At 69.3% G+C, this 25,369-nt stretch carries 23 protein-coding genes and 1 pseudogene; 13 read left to right on the top strand and 11 right to left on the bottom strand.

Features of this window, described 5'->3' with window-relative positions; genetic code table 11:
- Positions 1-69: 69 nt before the first annotated feature.
- The gene (locus tag BAY61_RS17450; RefSeq protein WP_091808972.1) at positions 70-1,332 is read right to left on the bottom strand and encodes an ABC transporter substrate-binding protein; all 1,263 of its coding nucleotides are present in this window, start codon (positions 1,330-1,332) and stop codon (positions 70-72) included.
- Between the two features lie 274 nt (positions 1,333-1,606).
- Between BAY61_RS17450 and BAY61_RS17455 the strand changes: the two genes are divergently transcribed.
- Positions 1,607-1,993, top strand: coding sequence for a TIGR03618 family F420-dependent PPOX class oxidoreductase (locus BAY61_RS17455; RefSeq protein ID WP_091808608.1), 387 nt, complete (start codon positions 1,607-1,609; stop codon positions 1,991-1,993).
- A gap of 10 nt (positions 1,994-2,003) precedes the next feature.
- Here the strand turns inward: BAY61_RS17455 and BAY61_RS17460 are convergent, their stop codons facing one another.
- Positions 2,004-2,714 carry an MBL fold metallo-hydrolase gene (locus tag BAY61_RS17460; RefSeq protein WP_091808974.1) on the bottom strand — a complete coding sequence of 237 codons (711 nt, stop codon included), beginning with the start codon at positions 2,712-2,714 and terminating at the stop codon, positions 2,004-2,006.
- 89 nt (positions 2,715-2,803) lie between these two features.
- Here BAY61_RS17460 and BAY61_RS17465 point away from each other — a divergent pair, with 89 nt between their 5' ends.
- The 3 genes from BAY61_RS17465 to dprE2 all read left to right on the top strand — a co-directional run bounded on the left by BAY61_RS17465 (position 2,804) and on the right by dprE2 (position 4,928).
- Positions 2,804-3,631 (top strand): class I SAM-dependent methyltransferase, encoded by an 828-nt coding sequence (locus BAY61_RS17465; protein ID WP_091808610.1) that lies wholly within the window; start codon positions 2,804-2,806, stop codon positions 3,629-3,631.
- A 68-nt stretch (positions 3,632-3,699) separates the two neighbouring features.
- Positions 3,700-4,158: a hypothetical protein gene (locus tag BAY61_RS17470; protein ID WP_091808611.1), complete on the top strand. Its 459-nt coding sequence runs from the start codon at positions 3,700-3,702 to the stop codon at positions 4,156-4,158.
- 26 nt (positions 4,159-4,184) lie between these two features.
- Positions 4,185-4,928 carry a decaprenylphospho-beta-D-erythro-pentofuranosid-2-ulose 2-reductase gene (gene dprE2 / locus BAY61_RS17475; RefSeq protein WP_091808976.1) on the top strand — a complete coding sequence of 248 codons (744 nt, stop codon included), beginning with the start codon at positions 4,185-4,187 and terminating at the stop codon, positions 4,926-4,928.
- Here dprE2 and BAY61_RS17480 read toward each other — a convergent pair.
- Both BAY61_RS17480 and BAY61_RS17485 read right to left on the bottom strand, forming a co-directional pair.
- A complete protein-coding gene (locus tag BAY61_RS17480) occupies positions 4,816-6,504 on the bottom strand; it encodes an FAD-dependent monooxygenase (protein WP_091808613.1) in 1,689 nt (562 codons plus the stop codon). The two genes, dprE2 and BAY61_RS17480, sit on opposite strands and share 113 nt — an antisense overlap.
- A 5-nt stretch (positions 6,505-6,509) precedes the next feature.
- Entirely contained in the window at positions 6,510-7,472 is a 963-nt protein-coding gene (locus BAY61_RS17485; protein WP_091808615.1) for an MBL fold metallo-hydrolase, read from the bottom strand.
- Positions 7,473-7,562: 90 nt separating this feature from the next.
- Here BAY61_RS17485 and BAY61_RS17490 point away from each other — a divergent pair, with 90 nt between their 5' ends.
- A complete protein-coding gene (locus BAY61_RS17490) occupies positions 7,563-8,096 on the top strand; it encodes a MarR family winged helix-turn-helix transcriptional regulator (protein WP_091808616.1) in 534 nt (177 codons plus the stop codon).
- Between the two features lie 7 nt (positions 8,097-8,103).
- Here BAY61_RS17490 and BAY61_RS17495 read toward each other — a convergent pair whose 3' ends face one another.
- The 3 genes from BAY61_RS17495 to BAY61_RS17505 form a co-directional block, all read right to left on the bottom strand.
- On the bottom strand, positions 8,104-8,805 hold the full coding sequence (locus BAY61_RS17495; RefSeq protein WP_091808618.1) for a class I SAM-dependent methyltransferase: 702 nt from the start codon (positions 8,803-8,805) through the stop codon (positions 8,104-8,106).
- Positions 8,806-9,046: 241 nt separating this feature from the next.
- Positions 9,047-10,294 carry a DUF6923 family protein gene (locus BAY61_RS32955; RefSeq protein WP_110057716.1) on the bottom strand — a complete coding sequence of 416 codons (1,248 nt, stop codon included), beginning with the start codon at positions 10,292-10,294 and terminating at the stop codon, positions 9,047-9,049.
- Positions 10,260-10,898, bottom strand: a complete 639-nt coding sequence (locus BAY61_RS17505) for a bestrophin-like domain (RefSeq protein WP_338061488.1) — start codon at positions 10,896-10,898, stop codon at positions 10,260-10,262. Before BAY61_RS17505 ends, BAY61_RS32955 begins: the two co-directional genes overlap by 35 nt.
- Before the next feature lie 661 nt (positions 10,899-11,559).
- On the opposite strand from BAY61_RS17505, the gene BAY61_RS17510 reads away from it, so the two are divergent.
- From BAY61_RS17510 to BAY61_RS17540, 7 genes and pseudogenes are all read left to right on the top strand, one after another.
- Positions 11,560-12,969, top strand: a complete 1,410-nt coding sequence (locus BAY61_RS17510) for a family 2B encapsulin nanocompartment shell protein (protein WP_091808621.1) — start codon at positions 11,560-11,562, stop codon at positions 12,967-12,969.
- Positions 12,970-13,040: 71 nt separating this feature from the next.
- Positions 13,041-14,438 carry a family 2B encapsulin nanocompartment shell protein gene (locus tag BAY61_RS17515; protein WP_170140265.1) on the top strand — a complete coding sequence of 466 codons (1,398 nt, stop codon included), beginning with the start codon at positions 13,041-13,043 and terminating at the stop codon, positions 14,436-14,438.
- 5 nt (positions 14,439-14,443) lie between these two features.
- Complete coding sequence (locus BAY61_RS17520) at positions 14,444-15,520, top strand: family 2 encapsulin nanocompartment cargo protein polyprenyl transferase (protein WP_091808980.1); 1,077 nt, start codon at positions 14,444-14,446, stop codon at positions 15,518-15,520.
- Between the two features lie 357 nt (positions 15,521-15,877).
- Positions 15,878-16,832, top strand: a pseudogene (locus tag BAY61_RS17525) (4-hydroxy-3-methylbut-2-enyl diphosphate reductase).
- A gap of 98 nt (positions 16,833-16,930) precedes the next feature.
- Positions 16,931-17,320, top strand: coding sequence for a pyridoxamine 5'-phosphate oxidase family protein (locus BAY61_RS17530; RefSeq protein WP_091808622.1), 390 nt, complete (start codon positions 16,931-16,933; stop codon positions 17,318-17,320).
- Between the two features lie 74 nt (positions 17,321-17,394).
- Complete coding sequence (locus BAY61_RS17535) at positions 17,395-19,149, top strand: GAF domain-containing sensor histidine kinase (protein WP_091808624.1); 1,755 nt, start codon at positions 17,395-17,397, stop codon at positions 19,147-19,149.
- Positions 19,146-19,805 carry a response regulator gene (locus BAY61_RS17540; RefSeq protein WP_091808626.1) on the top strand — a complete coding sequence of 220 codons (660 nt, stop codon included), beginning with the start codon at positions 19,146-19,148 and terminating at the stop codon, positions 19,803-19,805. The genes BAY61_RS17535 and BAY61_RS17540 overlap by 4 nt, the downstream gene beginning before the upstream one ends.
- A 12-nt stretch (positions 19,806-19,817) precedes the next feature.
- Here BAY61_RS17540 and BAY61_RS17545 read toward each other — a convergent pair whose 3' ends face one another.
- Complete coding sequence (locus BAY61_RS17545; RefSeq protein WP_091808628.1) at positions 19,818-20,897, bottom strand: Acg family FMN-binding oxidoreductase; 1,080 nt, start codon at positions 20,895-20,897, stop codon at positions 19,818-19,820.
- A gap of 182 nt (positions 20,898-21,079) precedes the next feature.
- On the opposite strand from BAY61_RS17545, the gene BAY61_RS17550 reads away from it, so the two are divergent.
- On the top strand, positions 21,080-21,739 hold the full coding sequence (locus tag BAY61_RS17550) for a response regulator transcription factor (protein WP_091808982.1): 660 nt from the start codon (positions 21,080-21,082) through the stop codon (positions 21,737-21,739).
- Between the two features lie 11 nt (positions 21,740-21,750).
- Here the strand turns inward: BAY61_RS17550 and BAY61_RS17555 are convergent, their stop codons facing one another.
- From BAY61_RS17555 to BAY61_RS17565, 3 genes are all read right to left on the bottom strand, one after another.
- On the bottom strand, positions 21,751-23,487 hold the full coding sequence (locus tag BAY61_RS17555) for a sensor histidine kinase (protein ID WP_091808630.1): 1,737 nt from the start codon (positions 23,485-23,487) through the stop codon (positions 21,751-21,753).
- An 87-nt stretch (positions 23,488-23,574) separates the two neighbouring features.
- Complete coding sequence (locus tag BAY61_RS17560) at positions 23,575-24,348, bottom strand: hypothetical protein (RefSeq protein WP_091808984.1); 774 nt, start codon at positions 24,346-24,348, stop codon at positions 23,575-23,577.
- Entirely contained in the window at positions 24,338-25,336 is a 999-nt protein-coding gene (locus BAY61_RS17565; RefSeq protein ID WP_091808631.1) for an Acg family FMN-binding oxidoreductase, read from the bottom strand. The genes BAY61_RS17560 and BAY61_RS17565 overlap by 11 nt, the downstream gene beginning before the upstream one ends.
- Positions 25,337-25,369: the final 33 nt, after the last annotated feature.

Here is a 25,369-nt window from a genome sequence, read left to right on the forward strand (position 1 = left end):
CGTGTGGCCGCTCACCGGCGGGGCGCTGCCCCGCCGGTGAGCCGGTGGTGGCCGAGACCGTCGTACTCACTAGCGCGCGATCTGGGCAGCGCCGTTGACGAGCTGCTGCCAGCTTTCCTCGGGGGACCGGCCCTGTTCGACGGCCTGCAACGCGGGACTCGCCGCGTTTTCCTGGATCTTGCCGTCGCCTGGTCCCTTGTACTGCGCGCTGCCGACCTTGTGGGCCTGCTCCACGAACAGTTCGCCGTCGCGAACGCCGCCGAAGTACTCGTTGGTCGCCTCGGCCATCTCGGGGGATTCCAGCGCCTCGACCTGGCTCGGGAACGCGCCCTTGGCCTTGAACGCCTTGATCTGCTGTTCGGGTTCGGTGAGCCAGGCCGCGAGTTCCGCCGCTTCCTTCGGGTGCTCGCTTTGGGTGGGAACGGTCAGGTACGAGCCGCCCCAGTTGCCGCCGCCACCGGGGAACACGCCGCTGACCGCCCACTGGCCGGAGTGCTCGGGGCCGGCCTGCTCCTCGATCACGCCCAGCATCCACGAGGGACAGGTCTTGGTCGCGAACGACGAACCCTTGAAGCCGCTGTTCCACTCGTTGCTGAAGGCAACGAGCCCTGCCGACTGCCCGCGTTCGACGGCAGCCGTCACCTGGTCCCAGTTCTTCTTGATGCCGGGATTGCTCTCGATGACGAGGTTGTCCTGGCGGTCGAAGTAGCCGGTCGGCAACTGGTTCTGCATCGCGTTGAAGATCTGCGAGGCCGAGTCGAACCAGGCGGTGCCACCGGACCCCTTGACGAACTGATCACCGGCCGCGAAGTAGCTGTCCCAGCTCTCGAACAGCTTCTTGACGCCCTCGGGATCGCTGGGCAGGCCCGCCGCTTCGAAGAGGTCCTTGCGGTAGCACATCGCGAGCGGACCGATGTCGGTGCCGTAACCGATGAGTTTGCCGTCCTTGTCCCTTCCCGCCTCGTACTTCCAGTCGAGCCAGCGGTCGGGGGTGACGCCGGCTGGGCCGATCTCGGCGAGATCGTTGAACCTGCTCGACTTGGCGAGCACGTCGGACATGTGCCCTTCCTCGACGGCGGTGACGTCGTCGAGACCGGAGCCCGCGCCGAGCTTGGTGAACAGGGTTTCGTGGTAGGGCCCGCCCTGGCCGGTGGTGTGCGGAGTGATCTTGATGTTGGGATGAAGCCGCTCGTACTCGGCGTAAAGATCGTCGTAGCCGAATTCGCCGAACGTGCTGATGGTGAGTTCGATCTTTCCGTCCGCTGACTGCTCGCCGCCGGAATCGCCGCCGCAGGCGGCCAGCACGAGCGCCGCGGCGGCGGTGAAGGAGATCAGGCCAAGAACTCTGCTGCGCTGGTGTCGCACGGTGAACCCCTCGTTGGGTCGTCTGCCTCAATTTTTTGGGAGCGCTCCCAGTTGTGTCGAGCACTGTCCTCCCTCACTCAATCGGGTGTCAACCCTTGTTTCTCTCGCGTTATCTGGGAACTCCTTCACGCGCCCAGCCGAAAGGTCCGATTTAGCCGTCCCATTTTGGGAGCGCTCCCAGTTCGCTGAGCCGTCTTCCCTCGACGAAAACCCGCCGCACGCGGCTGGCTAGGCTTCACCCATGCCGAGTACGGACCTGATCGCGTTCTGGCGGGAGCGCCACCACAGCACGCTCACCACGCTGCGCCCCGACGGCACACCGCATGTGGTTCCGGTCGGGGTGACGGTCGACGAGGAGTTCGCGATCGCGCGGGTGATCTGTTCCCGGGGCAGCGTCAAGGTGCGCAACATCCGAGCCGCGGGACCGGATGGCGCGAGGGTCGCGCTCAGCCAGGTCGACCGCCGCCGCTGGTCGACGCTGGAGGGCGTCGCGGTCGTGCGCGAGGACCCCTCGGCCGTCCGCGACGCGGAGGAACGCTTCGCGCGGCGTTATCAGCGCACGCCGAGGGTCAACCCTGAGCGGGTCGTACTGGAGATCACCCTCGGCAGGCGCATGGGGATGGCCTGAAACGCGGTTCTCAGCCGCCGAACATGACCCGCCACTCTTCAAGCGAGCGGGGGCGGAACACGAAGTTCTGCCTGCGGACCTCCGACAGCGGAGCCGAAGGCTCAGCCGAGTACAGATGACCGGGGTAGACGACGGGGTCACCGGAAAGCCCGGCCAGCGCTTGCAGGCTCGTGTACATCGCGTCGGCGTCGCCGCCGGGGAAATCGGTGCGGCCACACCCTTCGAGGAACAGCGTGTCGCCCGCGACGAGCCTGCCGTCGACGAGGAAACATTGGCTGCCCGGGGTGTGGCCGGGCGTGTGCAGCAGCCGGACGCCGACCGCGCCGACATCGAGCAGGTCGTCGTGCTCGTGCGCGACGAGATCCGTTTCGGAGACCCCCGTCGTGCGGCGCACCCACTCCGCTTCCGCCCTGTTGACGTGCACCGGAACGGACGCCCTTGCGAGCAGTTCGGCCAGCCCGGTCAGCGAGAAGCCCATCATCTCGCCCCCGACGTGGTCGGGGTGGTGGTGGGTCACGAGCACGCCGGTCAGCCGCATGTCGTCGGCGGCGAGGATGTCGAGCAGGTCGTCGACCGCGTAGGCGGGGTCGACCACGATCGCCTCGCCCGTGTCGCGATCACCGAGCAGATAGGCGAAGTTGCGCATCTGCGCCGCGATCGGGTCCCCGGCGGCGAAATCCCTGCCTGCCAGAAGCTGACGGAAGTAAAGGCGGTCGGACATGCCGCCGATCGTAGTACCCGCCGTGACGATCACCGCCCGCCCTCACCCGGCGATCTAGGGTCGGGACAGAGCACGTTCGAGGAGGTGCCGTGCGGAACGAGCGGAACGAACCGGACACCGGCCCAGCCGCGCGGCGGTGGCGGGACGAGCTCGCGGCGTGGCGGATCCCCGACGCGATCCTCGCCGCCGCGCCGGAATCGCCGTGGCTGGTGCCGAGGAAAGTACTGAGCCTGCGGGCCGACGCGCTGCTCGGCCGGCCAGAGGGCGCGTCATTCCCCTCGGCGTGGCGCGCGCTGGAGCCACCGGGCTCGGTGCTCGACGTCGGCGCTGGCGCCGGAGCCGCGAGCCTGCCGCTCGCCGGGCGGGCCACCAGGATCACGGTGCTCGACCGCGACGGTGAACTATTGCGCCGGTGCGCCGAGCGCGCCAGGGACCTGCTCTTCGACCTCAACCTCGACGTCGTCGAAGGCGAATGGCCGTCGGCCGCGGACCGGGTCCCTCCCGCCGATGTCGTGCTGTGCCACCACGTGCTCTACAACGTCGCCGATCCCGGCCCCTTCGTCGCGGAACTCACCGCGCACGCGCGCAGGCTCGTGGTCGTCGAGGTCACCGAACGGCACCCGCTGACGGCGCTGAACCACCTGTGGCGGCGGTTCCACGGCATCGACCGGCCCGAGGGCCCCACCGCTGGCGACCTCGTCGCGGTACTCGCCGAACTGGGCATCAGGCCAGAGGTGACGCGCTGGCGCAGGAACCGGTCCGCCATGGCGGGCACGACCGATTTCGCGACGCTGGTCGAGCAGACCAGGAGACGGCTGTGCCTTCCGCGAGAGCGGGACGACGAGGTCGCCGCCGCGCTGCGGACGGGCCACGGCACCGGGCAGGACGATATCGTCACCCTCACGTGGATTCCCTGACTGGAAGAGGCCGCGCCGGGTAGTCCTGATGCGACAATCGTGAGCCCTGCCTCGTGAAGGGAGCCCCCGTGCAGCGTGCGGTTCTCAGCATCGTCGCCGTCGTCGCGGCCGCGGCCATCGCGGCGGTGGGCATCGCCATGCACGCCTTCGAACCGGACGTGGCTCCCGTCGCGCGCGACGTCGCGCCGGCCATGGCCAAACCGGCCGAACGGCAACCAGCGCAACCGCATCGGATCCGCATCACCGTCTCCGGGCCGCAGGACACCCTGATGCGGGTTTCGAGGGGCAACAGCGGAACCACCCAGGTCGCCTTGCGGGGCCAGCCCTTCGACCACGCCTTCGTCGAGCCCGCCGGGGGCACCGGCTACCTCGGGATCAAGGTGGCCGCCGCGAGCAAGGACCCCACTGAACAGCCGGTGCGGTGTGTCATCACCGTCGACGACGTCCCGGTCGCCGACCAGACTGCCGCCGTCGTCGACGAAAGCGGCCTCGCGCAGGTCCAGTGCAGGGTGCCCACCCCGGTGTGACGAGTGGTGTCGGCATACTGCACGGCATGAAGGGAACGGTTATCGTCCTCGGCGGACGCAGTGAGATCGGCCTCGCCGTCGCGACCCGGCTCGCCGAGGGCGGGGCGAGCACCGTGGTGCTTGCCGCGCGGCGCAGCCACGAACTCGACGCCGAGGAGGCCGCGCTGAAGGCGGCGGGTGCGAGCACGGTGGCGCGGGTCGAGTTCGACGCCGACGACACCGGCTCGCACGAGCGGGTACTCGGCGGTATCTTCGCCGAGCACGGTCCGGTCGGGGTGGTGGTGACCGCCTTCGGGATCCTCGGCGATCAGGGGCTGGCCGAACGCGACGCCGCCCACGCGCTGGCCGTCGTGCACACCGACTTCACGGCGCACGTCAGCGTGCTGACCCAGCTGGCGAACCTGGCGAGGGCACAGGGACACGGCGAGCTGGTGGTGTTCTCCTCGGTGGCCGGGGTCAGGGTGCGCAGGGCCAACTACGTGTACGGCTCGGCCAAGGCCGGTCTGGACGGGTTCGCCAGCGGCCTCGCCGACGCGCTTTCCGGCAGCGGGGTGCGGCTCGTGCTGGTCCGGCCCGGCTTCGTCGTCGGCAAGATGACCGAGGGCATGTCGCCCGCACCGTTTTCCAGTACCCCCGGGGCGGTGGCCGACGCGACGGTCAAGGCGCTTCGCCGGGGACGGGACGTGGTGTGGGTGCCGCCGGTCCTGCGGCCGGTGTTCTTCCTGATGCGGCTGCTGCCGAGGGCGATCTGGCGGCGGCTTCCGCGCTGAGTCCCCCGCCGAGCGCCGTGCGCACGGCGGCAGCCGCGGCGGCCGGAGTGGTGACGATCGCGGCGACGTGCGCGTCGGGCCTGATCACCCACACCTCGCCAGGCCGCGCGCCGAGCGCGCCGGCGGCATCGGCCGCCAGTTCCATGACCCTGACCGGCGAGCCGGAGGCCGCCTCGCCAGCGGCGTCCTCGACCGCTCGCGTCGCGACACCGCGCGTGCACAACAACAGGAAACCGTCCCTTGCCAGCGCCCGCAGCCGGGTGTCCTCGCCGTCGGCGGTCAGCGGCGCGTCGGCGACGATCGTGCCGGGGGCACACGCGGGCACCTCGCCCCTGCGCGGGCGCCGAGGAGGCGGACGGGTGGAATCGGGAGTCGTCAGCGGCGAATCCTTGTACCAGAACGGTTCCGACAGCTTTCCGGAGTCCACATCGGAGTATGCTGAGGGGTCGCCCGCGGCCCTGTTCAGCACCTGCTCGCGCCTGGCGAACTCGGCTTCGGTTCCGGGCACGAGGAACCGCATGGTGGCACCGGTGACCTCCAGGTTCTCCACCGCCGCGGCGTGCCGTTCGGCGTGATAGCTCTCCAGCAGGCCCTCACCGGCCCAGCCGCGCAGCACGAACGCGAGTTTCCAGGCGAGGTTCTCCGCGTCGGCGACACCGGAGTTGAGGCCCCGCGCGCCGAACGGCGCCACGAGATGGGCGCAGTCTCCGGCCAGCAGTACCCTGCCGCTGCGGAACCTGTTCGCGATCCTGGACTGGAAGCGATACACCGACTTCCACACGATGTCGTAGTCGCGGTCACCGATGATGGCCCTGATCCTGCGGTCGAGGCTGCCGTCGGCCTCCTCGGCGGCGAGGTCGTAGTCACGGGGAACCTGCCAGTCGATCCGGAACGTCGAGCCGGGGCAGGGGTGGATCAGCACCTGTCGTCCCGGATTCCACAGTGGATCGAAGTAGAACCGGCGCTCGTCCGCCCAGCCAGGCAGGTCGGTGCGGATGTCGCAGATCAGGAACCGGTCGTCGAAGGAGTGGCCGTCGAAGGTCACGCCGAGTGCCTCCCGCAGCGGCTCGCCGCGCGCGCCCGCGCACAACACGGCGTGACTCGCCCGCAGAGCCTCGCCGTGGGCGAAGCGCAGTTCGACCCCGTCGGCGTCCCGGGTGAGCCCGGTGACGGTGTGCCCCCAGCGCACGTCGATGAGCGGCTGCACGGCGATGCGTTCGTCGAGGATCTCCTCGGTGCGGGTTTGCGAGAGGTTCACGAACGGAGGGAAACAGGACCGGCCGCCCTCGGCGACCGGGTAGGCGAAGAGTTCCGTGTCGCGGTAGAACGTGCGCGCGGTCGTCCAGGTGAGCCCTTCACGCGCGATGCGCAGGCCAGCACCGACGGACTCCCAGATGTCGAGCACGTCGCGTTGCTGACAGATCGCCTTCGACCCGACGTGGTCGCGCTCGGCTCTCCTGTCCAGCAGCAGCACGGGAACGCCCCAGCGGGCGAGCAGCAACGCGGCGGTCTGCCCGACGGGGCCGTTTCCGACGACCGCGACCGGTTCGGCGGCCGGTGGCTGGACTGGGCTCATGGCTCTCAGTCCTGCAACTGGTCCCACACCTCGCGGTCGCGTTCGGCCGTCCAGATCACCGGCCGTTCGACGCCGCTCAGTTCGTCCCACAGCCGGGAGACGTCGAAGGGGAGGCAGTGCTCGAAGATCGGCCACCTTCCGTAGGTGCCGGACAACGCGGCATGGGTACGTTCGAAGGCGTCCTTGAGCGTGCCTCCCGCCTGGTGAACGGCGCCGACCTCGGTGATCATCACGTCGAGGAAGTGGCGGGTCTGCTCGACGGCGGCGTCGACGGCCTCCCTTCCCCTGCTGACCGCTCCCCTTCCGCCGACGAGGGATTCGGCGCTGAACGCCTTCACCCGGTCCAATGTGGAGGATGCCCAGTCACGGTGGAAGGCGTCACCGGTGTAGAGGGCCGCCTCGGCTTCGACGAGGTCGCCCGCGAACAGGACGCGCTGCCTGGGCAGCCAGGCCACGATGTCGCCCTCGGTGTGCCCACGGCCGCAGTACCGCAGCACCAGCTCTCCCCTGTCCCCGCCGAGATCGATGGTGAGCCGGTCGGAGAAGGTCAGCGTCGGCCAGGTGAGCCCCGGGACGGTGTCGGCCTGTTTGGCCAGCCGTGGCATCCTGCCGAACTCGCTTTCCCAGTCCTGCAAGCCACGTTCGGCCACGAGCGCCTTCGTGTTCTCGTGGGCGACGATCACGTCGGCGTCGAACGCGGACGCACCGAGCACGCGAACCGCGTGGTAGTGGGAAAGCACGAGATAGCGGACCGGTTTGTCGGTGTGCTCACGCAGCTTCGCCAGCCATTCCGCGGCGGCCACGGGCGTCGCCATGGCCTCGAAGCAGACCAGGAAGTCCTCCCCCTCGATCGCGCCGACGTTGGGGTCACCCTCCGCGGTCAGCGCGTACACCCCGTCGGCGAGCACCTCCAGCGTCTGCTCCTTCTCGGCAAGGTCCTCCGACGAGGCGAAGCTCTTCCGCGCCACGATGCGCCTCCGTGATCAAAGCTTTGACTACTTTGTCCTGGCTGAAGACTAGCGCCGAACGGAGAACGGGAAAAGAGCTAGCCTGTGCCGATGACCGCTGAAAGTACGAATGAGCTGGACTTCCTGTCGTTCGTCGACTTCGCGGTCGCCACCACGAGTTCGGAGCTGAAGGACGTCGACCCGGTCGCGATGCGGCTCGTGCTTTCCCTGCACCGCGTGACGAGCGCGCTGGTCTACGACCTCGAATCGGCCGTGCACCGGCCGAGAGGACTGAGCTGGCCCGGTTTCCGCGTGCTGTTCGTGGTGTGGCTCGCCGGTCCGGTCGAGTCCAAACGCGTGGCCACGCTGTCCGGGATGAGCAGGGCCGCCGTGTCGGCGCTGGTGAACACGCTGGAAAAGGCCGGCCTCGTCAGCAGGCGGCCTTCCCCGCACGATCGCAGGTCCGTGCTGCTGGTCCTCACCGGGCGAGGGCGCGAGGTCATCACGAGGGACTACCTGGCGCACAACGAAAGGGAGCAGGCGTGGGCGGACTCCCTGACGGCCGAGGAACGGCGCACGCTCATCGGCCTGCTCGACAAGCTGATGACCGGCAGGGCCGCCCGGGAGGCCAACCGGCGGACGTAGCCGGTCCTCAGCCGCGTTTGCGGCAGGTGTAGGCGCCGTAGACCGGTCCGGGGAAGTCCACCGTGACGATGTCGAAGCCCGCCTTGTCGAGCATCGGTTCAAGCAGCCAGCGGAACGTGCTGTACTCGGTGCGGATGTGCTCGGTGAAATCCTCGGCCGTATAACCGAGACGCGGGTCCCGTGCACCCGAGGCGAGCCACCGGGCGAACACCTCGTCGGCCCGCTCCGGCGGAAAGTCGTAGATGAGGTCGACGAGGCGCAGTACCCCGCCTTCGCGCAGCATGCCCGCGATCCGGGCGAGCGCGATCGCCTTCCAGAAGTCGGGAAGCTGGTGCAGCGCGTGTCGCGTGTGGACGCCGTCGAGCGCGGGACCTTCGTGGGTGAACCCGAGAAAGCCGCCGAGGACGCACTTCAGATTGCCCGCACCTGACTCGGCGGCGCGTTCGCGCAGCACGCCGAGCATCGCCGGTGACACATCGACCGCGGTCACGCTGCCGAACACCGTGGCGGCGGCGAGCGCGAAGCGGCCCGTACCGGCTCCGATGTCCACAATGGCCGATCCGGCACCGAGCCCGAGCGCGGTGAACTCCGCGATGTCCCGCGCGGGATCGGGATAGCCCTGCTTCCGGTCGAAGCCCGCGACGAAATCCTCGTCGAGGTGTTCCGGCCCGGCGTAGGCGAGCTCGTCGATCAGCCATGGCTTGTCCATGCGGTGATTGTGGCAAACCCGGCGGACCATCGTCGCGCGAGTTTCCTCGCCGCGGCTCCCGAATGCCCGACACGGCGCTGGCCGGTTCACATCCCGCGCGGGTTCGGTGCCCACCTCCAGGCAGCCGATCCGGACCGCGAAACTCGCCAGCCCGAGCGCGGGACTCGCGCACGAATGCGGGACTCACGCGCCTGGACGCGGATCTCGGCAACCTGAACGCAAACCTCTGCGGTCCGGCGGATCAACGTCGCGCGAGTTTCCTCGCGGCGGCTCCGGCCCCGATCACGAGCAACAGCATCGCGACCGCCCAGCGGCGCTTCTTCTCCGTGGGGGTGATCGTGGTGCTGTCGACGTCCTCCTCGGGAGGCGGTGGCGGGACGACGGCGGGTGGCGGTTCGCTGGTGGCGGGCGGCTCGGGCGGAGCAGGCGGGGGGCTCGGCGGCGGTTCGGCGGATGGAGCGGGCTCCGGAAGCCCGGGCAAGGGTGGCAGCGGCGGCTCAGCGGGCTCCGATACCGGTGGCGGGGTCGACGGTGGCGGAGGGCTGGGCGGTGGCGGGGTCGACGATGGCGGAGGCGGCGGTTCTGGGGGAACAGGCGGAACTGGAGGAGCCGGGGGAACACAGCCGGTCGCGTCCGAACTGGACACCGGCTCGCCGGCCGAGATCTCGGAGACAGCCGATCCGTCGAGTGGGACACGGTAGAGCACGCTCCTGGCATCGCCACCGAGCAGCGTGTTGGCGAGTGTGTAGAGCGCGCCGTCGGGGCCGTAGGACACGGCGCCGTAGGCGGGGGCGGGTGGCACCGTCGCGGCGGGCAACTCGGTCACGGTTCCCGACGCGGGGTCGATGCTCACCACGGCTCCGTCGGTACCCGCCGCTCCAGGCGGTTCCGGCAGTCCTGGCAGCACGCCGTAGAGCAGGCCGGTCGCGGGATCGGCGTCGATGTCGGCGACCGTGTGAATTCGCGCGGCGAGTCCGGCTGGGCGCAACGGGAGCGCCCCGGTCACCGAAAGATAGGTGTCGCTTTCCCTTTCGATGTCCACTGTGTACAGGGCGGCAGGGCCGAGCAGATACCAGCGGTCGCGCAGAACCGCACCGGCGGAGGGAGCGGGAAGCGGCGGCAGCACCGCCCCGGTATCGGTGACGGCACCACCCGCGACGGTACTGTCGATCGTCACGACCCGGCCGCCGCCCGCGACGCCGTAGCTGATCCGCTGCTCCGGCGCGTGACCGATGGCGTTGATCCGCTCCGGCAGTTCCCCGATCACGGTGGTGGCGCCGTCCGGCAGCGTGACGGTGCTCAGCGTGCTCGGCGCCGCGATACCGCCGCTGGTCACCAGTTCGATGACGCAGGAAGGATCCTGCCGCGCCGAGGAGTCGCCAGCCGAAGGCAGGGCGAGCAGTGTCCCCGCCGCGACGACCACGAGCGCACACCCGCACCATCCGCGCACCTGCTCAGCCCAGCCGGTCCAGCGCGTTCCGGAAGGCATCGGGCCCGAGTTGAGTGTCCGAACCGAACGGGTTCTGCAACTGGTAGATGGCGAACAGCAGCAACACGATCATTCCGGCCAGCGTCGTCACGATGATCGTGTGGGTCACCAGCCGGGTACCGCCGAACAGGTTGGACAGCACCACCGTGATGAACCTTCCGAGTCCCAGCACGAACCAGACGACGGGTTCCAGTCCTCTGTTGTCGGCGTCGTTGATCCGTGCCTGCCGTTCCTCGTAGACCTTCAGTAGCTGGGTCTCGGCTTCCGCCTTGCGGCCTGCCTCCCATTCGTCACTGGTGGTGATGCTCGCGGCGGTCAGTGTCGCGCGAAGCTCGTCGAGCCTGGCCCACCCCGCGCCGGTGACCTGCTCACCGGCCGCGAGCCGGGGCCATTCCTGCTCGATCACGGCGGTCGCGTACTCCCGGCTCAGCTCGTGCACCCTGTCTCTTGCCTGCTCGGGCAGCGCGTCGGCGGCCCAGGCGACCGCGACCAAACCATTGGCCTCCCGTTCCGCGCTCTCCCCCGCCTGAGTCACCCCGTCGAACAACGAGATCAACACGAAGGAAATCAGTACCGCGTGCAGGCCGCCGACGATCGTGAACACCTGACCGGCCGCCTCTCATTATTGTCGGGGCGTCCCTCGTCGAGACCGAATCGGCGAACGAGAAAAGCGATTCCAGCACCGGCCGCGATTGCTCCGGCAACCCAGAGAGTACCGAGGACAAAAATGCTCACAATGTTTCCCTTCGAACGGGAAGAGATAAAGCGCAGCGTAGTTACCGACCTGCTCGAACACAAGAATGAAATGCGAATACGCCGCTTGGTGATTGCGGATACCGCCAACCCAGCGAACCCCGCCGCCGCACCGACGACTCGCGCGTCCGGCACGAAGCTCATCGAACACATGCCGTCACCGCGAGCACACTGAACCCTATCGGAGCAGGCGAAATCACGCTCCGCAGTAGACTGTCCGCCGAGCAGGCCATCGACTACTCGCCGCGTGACCGCCAGCGGCGGCACAGCCCGTCCTCGCTCTACTTTGACCACCAACCCCACGACACATTCGGCGGCAACCAGAATGGCGCACCTTTAATTCATCTGTGGCCGTCACGGAGTGCACAGTCGGGCGACTGTACTGAAGCCGACACCCACTGCTAGTGTCGTTTCTATCGGCATTTGAAACACAGCGGCGCGCCGTGGCCGAATTGTCGTCCAGGTCCCCATTCAAACGCTTATTTTTCCTTCAAGAAATGGTGGTGTGAATTGTGACGGTTACAGAGCCCGACCTCGGCTCCGGGGAACAGCAAGCACAGAGCCTCGGCACGGCGGCAGCGCGGAACCTGGCGACGACGACCAAATCCGAACCGCAGATGCAGGGGATATCGTCGCGCTGGCTGCTCAAGATGCTGCCCTGGGTCCAGGCCGCCGGCGGGACCTACCGGGTCAACCGCAGGCTGACCTGCACGGTCGGCAACGGACGGGTCTCTTTCACCAACGATGGCGCGCGGATCAAGGTCGTTCCGCCCGAACTTCGCGAGTTCGCCGCGCTCAGGGAGTTTCCCGACACCACCGTCCTCGACGCGATGGCCGAAGGGTTCGTCCAGCGCGAGTACGGACCGGGCGAGGTCATCGCGGAATTCGGCGACAGCGTCGACGAGATCGTGCTCATCGCGCACGGCAAGGTCAGCAAGATCGGCCCTGGCGAGTACGGGGAGCACGTCGTGCTCGGCACGCTGGCCGACGGCGACTACGTCGGCGACGAACTGCTGACCAACCCGGACAGTCTGTGGGAGTACACGACGAAAGCCGTCACCTCGTGTACCGCGCTCGTGCTGCCTGCCGCGAGCTTCACCGCGCTGACCGAACGCGCTCCGGCGCTGCTGGCCCACATCGAGCAGCTCGGTTCCGCCGAGGAGGCCGCCGCCAATCTGCACGGTGAAGCCGACGTCGAGGTGACGTCTGGCCACAGCGGAGAAATCCGGCTCGCGGGAACCTATGTGGACTACGAGGCTTCACCGAGGGAGTACGAGCTCAGCGTCGCGCAGACCGTGCTGCGCGTGCACACCAGGGTCGCCGATCTGTACAACCAGCCGATGAATCAGCTCGATCAGCAACTCCGGCTCACCATCGAGGCGCTGCGGGAACGCCAGGAACACGAACTGATCAACAGCAGGGATTTCGGCCTGCTGCACAACGCCGACCTCAGCCAGCGCACGCCGACCCGCACCGGCCCTCCGACACCCGACGACTTCGATCAGCTGCTCGCCATGGTGTGGAAGGAACCCGGCCTCTTCCTCGCGCACCCGCGCACCATCGCCGCGTTCGGGAGGGAATGCAGCAGGCGCGGTATCTATCCCTCCAGTGTGGACGTCGGAGGGCACCGGATCCCGGCATGGCACGGGGTTCCGATCTTTCCGTGCAACAAGATCCCGGTCAGCGACACGAGGACCAGTTCGGTGTTGCTCATGCGGACGGGAGAGGACAACCAGGGCGTCGTCGGCCTTCACCAGACCGGGATTCCCGACGAGTACCGGCCTGGTCTTTCGGTGCGCTTCATGGGAGTCGGCGAAACGGCCATCACCTCATACCTGGTCAGCGCCTACTACTCGGCGGCGGTACTCGTTCCCGACGCACTCGCCGTACTCGAAGGCGCCGAGGTCGGCAGGGAGAGCTGACCGATGCCAGGCCACGACGTCAGCCAGCCAGCGACTCAGTCCACAAGGCACTACGTGCACGGAGGTAACCGGTGACCGTCACAGAACCCGAGACCGAGGCGGTAGCGCCCCGGCAGAGTCTCGCTACCGACGCGGCCCGCAATCTGGCCACCACCACCAAGTCCGTTCCCCAGATGCAGGGCATCTCGCCCCGCTGGCTGCTGCGGGTGCTGCCGTGGATCCAGGCCGAAGGCGGCGCGTTCAGGGTCAACCGCAGGCTCACCTACACCCTCGGGGACGGCAGGGTCACCTGCGTCAACACCGGATCGGCCGTCAGTGTCATCCCCGCCGAACTCGGCGAATTCGGCCCGCTGCGGGACTTCGGTGAGGAAACGGTGTTCGGCGCGCTCGCCGAACGGTTCGTCCAGCGGGACTACGAACCGGGTGACGTCATCGTCGAGTTCGGACACGAGATCGATCAGGTCGTCGTCATCGCACACGGCAAGGCCCGCAAGATCGGCACCGGCGAGTACGGCGACGACACCGTACTGGACGTCCTCGGCGACGGCCGCTTCTTCGGCGACTCCCTGCTGCTGGACGAACAGGGAATCTGGGACTACACGGTCAAAGCGCTCACCCGGTGTACTGTGCTGAGCTTGCCGAAGCAGGCGGCGCGACAGGTCATCGACACCTCGGCCGAGCTGCGCGCCCATCTCGACGACGTGCGCGCAAGAGCACGGCCCGCGCACAACAAACAGGGCGAGGCGAACATCGAACTGTCATCGGGGCACAACGGCGAGGTCAGCCTTCCCGGCACGTTCGTCGATTACGAGACCTCACCCCGCGAGTACGAACTCGCCGCGGCGCAGACCGTACTGCGGGTGCACACCCGCATCGCCGACATCTACAACAACCCGATGAACCAGGTCGAGCAGCAACTCCGGCTCACCATCGAAGCGCTCCGGGAACGCCAGGAGAACGATCTGGTCAACAACAGGGAATTCGGCCTGCTGCACAACGCCGATCTGGGTCAGCGGGTGCACACCCGCACCGGTCCCCCGCCCCCTGACGACCTCGATGAACTGCTGAGCAGACGGCGCAAGTCCCAGTACTTTCTCGCCCACCCGCTCGCGATCGCCGCGTTCGGCAGGGAATGCACCAGCAGGGGCCTCTACCCCGAGCCGGTACCCGTGGAGGGTGGCGTCGCCGCCGCGTGGCGAGGGGTGCCGATCCTGCCGTGCGACAAGATCCCGGTCAGCTCGACCGGAACCAGCTCGATCATCGTCATGCGCACGGGCATGGAGGACAACGGGGTGATCGGTCTCCACCAGACCGGGATCCCCGATGAGTACCGGCCTGGCCTTTCGGTGCGTTTCATGGGCATCGACGAGAAGGCGATCATGTCCTATCTGGTCAGCGCTTACTGTTCGGCGGCCATCCTGGTTCCCGACGCGGTGGGTGTTCTCGAATCCGTCGAAATCGGCAGGTGAGCACCATGTCGGGCCTGCTGGACACCACGGCGAAACAGGACGCCGCCGCGCGGGTACCACCACGGGCGGCGCGGGATGCCCGCGACGTGCTGGCACGGTGCCGGTCCATTGTGGACCCGGCGTTGCGCGCGGCCGTCGGCACACTGCCCGCTCCCATCAGGAACACCAGCGGATACCACCTCGGCTGGTGGGACGAACACGGTACCGCGGCGACGGCATCCGGCGGCAAGACCCTGCGCGCCGCGCTCGTGCTGCTCGCGGCGAGGGCCGTCGGGGGCGAGTCCACGGCGGCCGTGCCGGGTGCGGTCGCCGTGGAGCTCGTGCACAACTTCTCACTGCTGCACGACGACGTGATGGACGGCGACACCACGAGGAGGCACCGGCCCACGGCGTGGAGTGTCTTCGGCTCCGACGCCGCGATCCTCGCTGGCAACTCGATGCTGGCACTGGCCTTCGAGGTACTGACCTCGCCGGGATCCCCTTCGGCAACGGATACCGTACCGGCCCTGAACACCGCCGTGCAGGAACTGATGGCCGGCCAGAGCGCCGATCTGGAGTTCGAGAGCAGAAACGACGTCGGCCTCGCCGAGTGTGTGCGGATGGCGGAGCACAAGACCGGCGCGCTGCTGGGCTGCGCGTGCGCGCTGGGCGCGATGGCGGGCCGGGGCGAACCGGATCAGGTGGCGCTGTTGCGCCGGTTCGGCGAGCGGATCGGGCTCGCCTTCCAGATCATCGACGATCTGCTCGGCATCTGGGGCGACGAATCCGTCACCGGCAAACCGGCCTTCTCCGACCTGCGCAACCGGAAGAAGTCACTTCCGGCAGTGCTCGCGCTGACCTCCGGCACCGAGGAGGGAGCCGAACTCGCCGCGCTCTATGCCCGTGAGGAACCGCCTTCCGGTTCCGACCTGCCCAGAGCCGCCGGGCTCATCGAGGCGGCGGGCGGAAGGCAGTGGTGCGTGCGGCGGGCGGACTCGCTGCTGGAGGAAGCCCTGAGCGATCTCACGATGGCGGCCTCGTCGGCGAGCGCGAGAGCGGAGCTGACGGCGCTGGCCAAGCTGGTCACTTCCCGCGATCACTAGCACGAAAGCAAGGAGTCTTCCGGAATGTCGGTCACCGCAGCGCAAAGCATCATCGCCGCCAACAGGCCGGGACGACCGCGCGCGGACGTCGTGCTCGTCGCCGACGAGCTGCTCACCACGGGCGGGCCGCCTACTCCCTGTCCCGCCGCCGTGCTGCTCGCCGGTGAGCTGCGGCGGCAAGGGGTGCCGTTGGCAAGAGGCAGGCTCCGGCTGGACAGCGCGGCAAGGGAAACCCACGACGGGCTGACCCTGTGCGCCGTACTGCCCGGCGGCGGAGGGCCGGCCGGGCTCGGGGTCGCCGCGGCCGACGACGAGGGCAATCTCGGTTCGCACATGGTGACGGCCGCCGCCTCGGCCATGGCCTCGTGCCTGGCCGCGGCACGGCCGAGAACGGTGTTGCTCGCCGCCCCGCGCTCGTTCTGCGCGGGGGTCGAACGGGCCATCGAGGTGGTCGAGAAGGTACTCGCGCAGCGCGGCGCACCCGTCTACGTCCGCAAGCAGATCGTCCACAACAGACACGTCGTGGCCGATCTTGAGAGCAGGGGCGCCGTTTTCGTCGACGAACTGGACGGGGTCCCTGACAGGGCGACCGTGGTGTTCTCCGCGCACGGCGTCTCCCCCGCCGTGCACGAGGAAGCCGCCGAACGCGGTCTCGACGTCATCGACGCCACCTGTCCCCTCGTCACGAAGGTGCACGCCGAGGCACGGCGGTTCGCCGCCCGCGGTGACACGGTCGTCCTCATCGGCCACGAGGGGCACGAGGAGGTCGAGGGCACTCTCGGCGAGGCACCGGAGAACACCGTGCTCGTGCAGAACACCGAGGAGGCACGCGCCCTCACGGTGCGGGACCCGTCCCGCGTCTCCTACCTCACCCAGACGACGCTGGCCGTCGACGAGACCGCGGAAGTGGTCGAGGCACTGCGGCAGCGGTTTCCCGCGTTGCGCGGGCCAGGATCCGACGACATCTGCTACGCCACCACCAACCGGCAGCACGCTCACCGCGATCGCGGAGGACGCCGACCTGGTGCTCGTCGTCGGCTCGGCGAACTCGTCGAACTCGGCCCGGCTCGTCGAACTGGCCCGCCGCAACGGAACACCGGCGCACCTCATCGACGACGCCGGTGACATCCGGCCGGGCTGGCTCGCCGGCGCGAGCACCGTCGGCCTCACCGCGGGCGCCTCCGCGCCACCGAAACTGGTCGAGGACGTCATCGCCGCGCTGGGTGGCCTCGGCCCGGTCACCGTGTCCGAAAGGGAGATCACGAGGGAGACCGTCCACTTCGCGCTGCCCTCGACGGTGCACCCGCACTGACGCGAAGCGAGGCAACTCGCGGGCCGAACGGCCCTACCGCGACGATCGAGAAGGCCCCACCGTAATGGCCGGATCGTCAAACACAGGGATCGTGCGCGATGCGGGACTCGTTCGGGGTGGAGGTGCTGGACCGTGGCCAATGCGTCGCGCTGCTCGCGACGGCACAGGTCGGCAGGATCGTGTTCAGCCACCGCGGGCTGCCTGCCGTGCGACCGGTCCGGTTCACCGTCGGTGAGGGCGCTGTCGGCTGCCTCGCCTCGGCAGAGGACACGTTCCTCGCCTCCGCTCGTGGCAACGTCGTGGCCTTCGAGGTCGACGCGGTCGCGCCGGACTTGTCCAGCGGCTGGTACGTGACGGTGCTCGGCAAGGTACTGGAACCACGCGACGGCGACCTCGCCACGCTTCCGTCCCCGCCGTGGCCGCTGACGGGCACCGAGAGTGTGCTGTGGATTCCGATGGAACTCGTGTCCGGTCGGCGGTTCGGCTGACCAGGTGACCGGTATCCACCGTGGCGGGCTCGTGCTTAGAATCCGAGCACACAAGCCGGCCATTTTTTGGGGGCGTGGTGAACGAGACCAGCGTCCGCCGCCTGCTCGACGGTGTTCTCGACGTGCTCGACGCGCGTGCCGGGCACGGTGGGAGCCCGGTGCCGGAACCGGCCGCGGTGCTCGCGAGGATCGCGGCGGCGGCCACCCGGCTCACCCGCGCGAGCCACGGCGCGTTCGTGCTCGTCCCCAGCACGGCGGCGGACCAGGGCGGCGAGGGCTACACCGACGTCGTGACCGTCGGCCTCGGCGCGAACCCCGCCGAACCCGTGTGGTCGCGCGAGCGCACCACCGCCGGAAAGGGTCCCTCGGAGGCGAAGCCGGAGCGGCTGCTGGTGTCCGGTAGCGCCACGAACGGTGCCGGACATCCGCTTCCCGGCGGCTTTCCCGCGACGACATCGGTGTTGCGGATGCCCGTGTACGTCGAGGACACCCTGTTCGGGCAGCTGTTGCTGGCCGACAAGCTCTCCGGCGGCGACCACGACGGCGCCGACGAGCGCGGGTTCACCGAGCACGACGAGGACGCCGTCGCCGGGCTCGTGACCGCGATGGCACCGTTGATCGGCATGGCCTCCGCGTACGGCAAGGTCGAACTGCGGCTGCGCTGGCTGACCGCGGCGCAGGAGATCACCGGCGTGTTGCTGCGCGGCGACGATCCCGCCGCCGCGCTACGGCTCATCGCCGAAAGGGCGCGCATCGTGTCCGGTTCGGCGGTCGGAGCGATCGCCAGACCAGACGAACGCGCTGACCAGCTGGTATTCGACGTGGTGGCGACAGAGGGCCCGGTACCGGCCGACGCGAGCGGACTGTCCGTCTCGGTGCGGGGTACGGCCACCGGGCAGGCGTTCACCACGGGCGAACCGGTGCTCGTCCGCGACTACGGCACGCTGGCCGCGACCTACCAGAGCGGCTGGTCGGGAGCCACGATGCCGGATCTGGTGACCGCGCTCGACTCGGCGATCGCGGTACCGCTCACCGTCGGCGACCTCCCGGTGGGAGTTCTGCTGGTCGCCAGGGGACATGGCACGGTGCCCTTCGACGCCGACGACGTGCAGCTCGTGCGCATGTTCGCCAGCCAGGCCGCGCTCGCGCTCGAATTCGGGAGGGCCGAGCAAGACCGGCACAAGCTCGCCGTGTTCGAGAATCGCGAACGGATCGCACACGATCTGCACGATCTGGTGATCCAGCGGCTTTTCGCCGTCGGCCTCGGTCTCGAAGGGCTGGGAAAGCTCACCACGGACGCGAAGGCCGGCGCTCTGGTCAGCGGGTTCGTCCACGATCTCGACCGGACCATCAAGGACATCCGCAACAGCATCTTCTCGCTGCAACATCCCGTCGAGGCTCCCGGTGGCGTGCGGGCCGACCTGCTCAGGCTGTGCCTCGGGCTGCGTGGCACGCTGGGGTTCGAGCCGAGGTTGTCGTTCGACGGCCCGCTCGACACGGCCATCCCCGCCGCGATGCGGGCCGACCTGCTCGCCGTGGTGGACAAAGCCCTCACGCACGCGGCGCGGCGGGCCGAGGCGACCGCGGCGACCGTCGAGGTGGTGGTCGACCGCGCGGGCCGCACCCTGACGACGACGGTGGCCGACAACGGTGCCGCCCACCCGGGCGAACGGGCGGGACAGGACGGTGAGATCGCCGAACTGGAGGTACTCGCCGCCGACTGGGACGGCACGTTCTCGATCGGCGGGGTCCCCGGTGCGGGCACGGGGCTCACCTGGACGGTGCGGCTGCCCCGACATGACGCGCGAACTCAGGGAGGACACGCATGACCATCTCGGTGTTCCTGCTCGACGACCACGAGGTCGTGCGCACCGGCCTGCGAACGGTACTGGAAGCCGAGGAGGACCTGCGCGTCGTCGGCGAGGCGGGAACCGCCGCGGAGGCACTGGCGAGGATCCCGGACACGCGCCCTGACGTGGCGATCCTCGACGTCCGCCTCCCTGACGGAGTCGGCGTCACGGTGTGCAGGGACATCCGCGCCGCCATCGAGCCACCGCCCGCGTGTCTCATGCTCACATCGTTTTCCGACGACGAGGCCCTTTTCGGGGCGATCATGGCCGGTGCGGCCGGTTACCTGCTCAAACAGATCTCCGGCGCGGCCCTGATCTCGGCCGTGCGCACGGTGGCCAGCGGCGGGACCCTGCTCGACACGCACCTCACCGACGCGATGCTGACGAAGCTGCGCGGCGAGCGCGAGCCCGACCCGCGTTACGCGGCATTGAGCCCGCAGGAACGCAGGGTGCTCGATCTCGTCGCGAAGGGACTGACCAACCGGCAGATCGCCGCGGAACTGGTACTCGCGGAGAAAACGGTCAAGAACTACGTGTCGTCGCTGCTGCACAAGCTGGGGTTCGAACGCCGCACCGAAGCCGCCGTCTTCGCGGCCCGGCGCCGTGGGTTCGGCGACGAGACGTCCCGGCGTTAGCTGGGCCGTCACTCACCGTCGTGGTGCGGCGCGGGCCGCGGGCGCCCCGCTGTCACCGCCCGCTCGCCGGTGGTTCCCGTTGTCCCCGCTCGTGCCGTTTCCGTTGCCCGGCGGGGGCCGCAGCAGCTCGGCCTCGCGGCGCCGGGGACTTTGCGGGACAGGACCGGCCGCGTGTCCCACCCGCATCAGCAACTGCGGGCGGCCCGGCAGTCCCAGTGACGTCGCGAGGCTCGCGCGGACCTCGGAAAGGTGCAGCGGCTGGGTTTGCACCGCCGCGACGAGGCCCATGTCGACGGCGGCCAGCCAGGTGCGTTCCATCGCCATGCCGACCCGGATGTGATCGATCCTGGTGTCCCCCGCCGTGCCGAACACGAGCACCGTCTCGCCCGCCAGCCGCTCGGCCAGCGTCTGCCGGTCGGGTACCGAGGTGCGGGCGCGCACGATCCCGGCCCACGGCAAGGTCGAGGCCGGCAACGCGCTTCCCGCGATGCCGACCCCGTGTTCGTGCGTGCTCTCGTCCCTGATCGTCCACAGAGCGAGTTCGCGCTGGTAGCCGCGGTCGGCTCTGGCCGCCACACCCGCGTACTCCAGGACATCGGCCAGCGCGGCGAACTCCGCGTTCCCGTGCAGCGGTTTCACCGTGACGCCCTCGAAGGAGGCGGCGGCGAGCAGATCCTTGCGGGCGTAGCCGGACACCGCCGTCGCCGCGAACCGGTGCCGGTAGCTGCGCCGCCGGGCGATGGCCGAGTACCGGTGCAGGTCCACATCCGTTGGCACGCGCGAACCGGCGACGAGCAGCCTGGCCACGACGGCGGGGTCGCCCGGTTCGGGAAGCAGCCGCAGATCGGTGGCGACACCGAGCACGTGCATGCCCAGTTCGAGGTGCTCGACGGCGGCACCGCAGGAAATCGACCTGTCCCTGCCAAGCGGATCGTGGAAGGGCAGCGCCAGGTCGGCACGCTCGTACAACGCGGCCTGCCCGTCGGCCAGCTCCAGCGACCACGGTTGCGTGTTGTGCACGGAAGGGGCCCTCACCACCGCGCGCGCGAGCACGTCGGTCTCACCCGCCGACCATTCGTGCCGCTCGCTCATGACTGACACCATCCCGGAAACCCGGCGGCTTCGCACGATACGGAAGTCCCTTGCGGCAAGGGACTTCCGGCCTCAGTCAACCGGCCACGCTGCCGCTCACCCGGTCGATAGTGCCGAAAGTCCCCCGCGCCTGGCGACTTCTGGATCACCTCGTGGCCGCCGTGCCGGGCTATGGTGTTGGGGTGACGATCCGCGTGTTCCTCGTCGACGACCACGAAATCGTGCGCCGTGGTCTTGCCGACCTGCTCGCGGACGAGCGGGACATGGAGATCGCGGGCGAGGCGGCGTCGGTGAGTGAGGCGCTGGCCAGGGTTCCCGGTTCCGGCGCCGACGTCGCGGTGCTCGACGTCCGGCTTCCCGACGGCAACGGGGTCGAGTTGTGCAGGGAACTGCTGTCGGTCGTCGCGGGCCTGCGTTGCCTGATGCTGACCTCGTACGCCGACGACGAGGCCCTTTTCAACGCGATCATGGCCGGGGCTTCGGGGTTCGTGCTCAAGCAGGTACTCGGTTCGGACATCGTCTCCGCCGTCAGGACGGTCGGCACGGGCGGTTCGCTGCTGGACAGCCGCACCACGGCGGCGCTCATGAGCCGCATCCGCAGGGAAAAGGTCGAGGCCGATCCGGTCTCCTCGCTGTCGGAGCAGGAAAAAGCGGTGTTCGAGCTGATCGGTGAGGGGATGACCAACAGGGAGATCGCCGAGCGGCTCTTCCTCGCCGAGAAGACGGTCAAGAACTACGTGTCGCGGCTGCTCGGCAAACTGGGGATGCAGCGACGGACGCAGGCCGCCGTGCTGGCCACCGAGCTGCGCAAGTCCGGTGGCGGGAAACCACCTCAGGAGTAGGCACGGCGGGACTACCCGAGCGGTACCCGCCAGCGCATGATGGTTCCTCCGTGCTCGCCGGAGACCACCGACACCGTCCCGCCGCTCTGTTCGGCTCTGCGCTGGAGGTTGTCGAGCCCGCCGCGGTGACCGCCGCCGGAGATGCCGACGCCGTTGTCGGCGACCTCGATGGTCAGTTCGCGCGGGTTGGCGTCGACGGTGACCACGATGTCGTCGGCCCCCGAATGCCGCAGCGCGTTGCTGAGTCCTTCGCGCAGCACCGCTTCCGCGTGCTCGGCCAGTGTCGGTGGCACGAAGGTGTCGACGGCACCCGACACGCGCATCGAAGGCGACACCGTCGCGTCGGCCGACACGTCGGTGATCACGTCGAGCAGCCTGCGCCGCAGGCTCGCCGGGCGGTCGGTTCCCGCCGTGTGCAGGTCGAAAATGGACGTACGGATTTCCCGCACGGTGCGGTCCAGTTGCTCGACCGAGTGCTGCACCCTGTCGCGGGCCGGCTGATCGGTGATGCGGCGCAGGGTGCCTTGCAGGCTCATCCCGGTGGCGAACAACCGCTGAATGACGTGATCGTGCAGATCCTGCGCGATCCGGTCCCGATCGGCGAGCACGTCGAGCAGTCGCTGATTGCGTTGCTTCTCCGCGAATTCGAGCGCGACGGCGGCCTGGTCGGCGAGCGAGGACAACATCGGCAACTGTTCGGCTCCGAAGCCGGCCTCCCCTTTCGCTCTCGCCACGATGAGCACGCCACCGGCGCCGGAGGAGCCGCTCAGCGGCACGGCGACGGCTGGGCCGAAACCGGAGGAACCCACCTTCGGCTCGTCGGGAAGCACCGCGGCGAGGTCGGCGAGCAGCCGGGGTTCCCCCACCCGCATGGCTTCGGCGATCTCCGATCGTCCCACCGTGTCCACGGTGATGCCCAGCAGGCCGGCGGCCCGCTCCCCCGCCACGACGCCCACCGAGATGAGTTCCGTGCCCTCGTCTTCGGCCAGCAGCAGCAACGCGTCGCCCGCCTCGGCCAGTTCGCATACGCGCCGCACGATCAGCCGCAGCGTCGCGTCGACCGACGCGCCGCCGAGCAGTTCCCCGTTGATCTCGGCGACGGCGCCGAGCCAGCGTTCCCGCGTGCGCGACTGTTCGAACAACCGCGCGTTGTCGACGGCGACCCCCGCCGCGGCTGCCAGTGCCTGTAGCACCACCTCGTCGTCGGGCGTGAACTCGGCGCCGTCCCGCTTCTCCGTGAGGTAGAGGTTGCCGAACACCCGATCGCGCACGCGCACCGGAACACCGAGGAAGCTGTGCATGGGCGGATGGTTGCGGGGAAAACCGACCGAGGCCGGATGCCGCGAAAGGTCGGCGACCCGCACCGGCGTCGGCTCCTCGATGAGCACGCCCAGCAGTCCCTTGCCTTCCGGGAGGTGCCCCATCCGCGACCTCGTCGCCTCGTCGATGCCGACGTAGACGAACTCGGAGAGACCGCCTTCCTCGGAGAGCACGCCCAGCGCGCCGTACTTGGCGTCGACCAGTTCGGTCGCCGCCTGCACGATGCGCTGGAGCGTCGAGTCCAGTTCCAGCCCGGTGGCGACGGCGAGCACGGCGTCGAGCAACCCCTGCAACCGGTCCCTGGTCTTGACGATCTGGGCCAGCCGCTCCTGCACCTCGTGCAACAGCTCGTCCAGTCGCAGCCCGGCGAGTCCCTCCGAGGCGGGCTCGCGCCGCGCCGCGTCACCGGTCCCCGGGTTCTCGGGCATCCACTCTCCGTCCGTCCCGCTGCCCGCCGTGACGCCGGAGCCACCCGGCCGGGGTGCCGTGTCGGGCAAACGTGGTATCCGGGGAGATTATCCCTGCCGCGAGCCCGGCTCAACCGGTCCGCGTTCACCGAGGCGCAGCAAAAGCTGGGGACTGCCGCTGAGTCCTCTGCCGCGTAACACGCGCCTGCGGAATTCGCGGAACTGGAAAGGACCGGTCCTCGGTTCAGCGGTCAAGCCTCGTGCCGAGGCTGCGAGAGCGCAGTGCTGCATCGCGACCCCCGCCGCGACCTGGTCCCTGCGGCCGTCCGCCGCCGTGACGATGAGCAGCCCCGGTTCGAGGGGCTGCTTGCGGTTGCCGGGGGCGAACGCCGAAACCGGCACCACGCTCACTCCCTGGCCGGTTCCCGCGCACACCAGTTCGTCTACCAGCGCGGGGTCGAGTTCTTCCGGGTCGAGCGTTCCGCGATGCCATCGCCTGCCGAATCCCGCCTTGAACCAGCGCACGTCGCGCGCCGAGGGCCGGTGCCTGGCACGCGCGCCGACGGTGGCGACGAGCTCAGGGCGCGCCGCGTCGCCGAGCATCATGATTTCCGGCAGCCAGCCCAGCACCCGCACGGCGACCACGACACCGGCCAGCGCGGCGCCACACGCGATGACCCTGTCCCTTCCAGCTCCCTCGTGGTGCCAGCTGGTGGCGTGAAACCGTTCGTGCAGCTCGACGTCGTGTTCCCACATCCGCAGGGTCCAGGCGCTGCCCACCCCGCAGTGCAGGGCGGTGCGCGCGGCGCTGGCGAGTACGCCCTTCTCCTGCGCCGACCACACGTGCCGGGTACCGGCAGCCAGCACCGGGCTAACCGTCACGCCACCCACCCCATCTCGTGACCTCGTCGACCGTCCTGCGCGGAGTGAGCCCGCCCGGATAGCCGAAGCCGAACCGCAGCACCGTCTGCGGGAATTCGTGTTCCCCGAGCATCGAACGCAGTTCCTCGCGCACTGAGCCGATCTCGATGGGCTGGGCGAGGAACGAGGCGTTCAGGCCGGCGGCCGTGGCGGTGAGCAGAACCCGCTCCATCGCCTGCCCCGCGCGCAGCGTGTGCCGCCGCGTGTCACCGGTCGTGGTGAGCACGCCGACCAGCGGCGCGCGTTCGAACTCCCGCTCGTGCCTTTCCGTACTGTCGGCCGCGTAGTCGCGCAGCGCGAGCAGTCCTTCCCTCAGCGCACGCGGACCACCAGCCGAATAGGGGACCCCGTCGCGCCTGCCGTCGCCCTCGTGAGTCCAGGCCCGCAGCTCCGCCCGGAAAGCGGGGTCGCCCGACTGCTCGTGGTCGGCCCTGCGCAGCAGCACGGCGAGCCGGTCGAGCCGTGGCTGTTCCAGCAGGATCAGCCGCGCGCCTTCCTCCGCGGCTGCCACGGTCAGGGTGTGCCGCACGTGTGCGGGCACCGTCCTTTCCTCGAAGGGCCTGCGATTGGTGTGCCTGCGGCCGATCATCCTGGCCAGCCGCAGTTCCTCGGTGGTCGGTGTGCGCTGGCCCGCTTGCCGGACCCTGGCGAGCAGGTCGGGCACCGCCTTGTCCGGCAGCAGTTCGACCGTGCTCGCCAGCGTCTCCGCCGCGAAGGCGAGCCGCAGGTTGAGTACGGCGGCACCGCAGGCCAGCAGTGCCTCCCTCCCCTCGGGATCGGCGACCCGCAGCACTCGCGCCCGGTCGAGCAGCACGTCGACGTCCCCTTCCTCGACGACGAACCGCCACGGCTGGGTGTTGTGCGGAGAGGGAGCCCTGACCGCGGCCCGCAACGCGGCCTCGACGGCGAGGCGTGAGCGGGAGTCGGCACCGGGTATCGGGTCAGCCATCAGCCCTCCAAGTCGCGGTCACCGGTGGAGGTG

The organism is Prauserella marina (genome assembly GCF_002240355.1).
Lineage (GTDB): Bacteria > Actinomycetota > Actinomycetes > Mycobacteriales > Pseudonocardiaceae > Prauserella_A > Prauserella_A marina.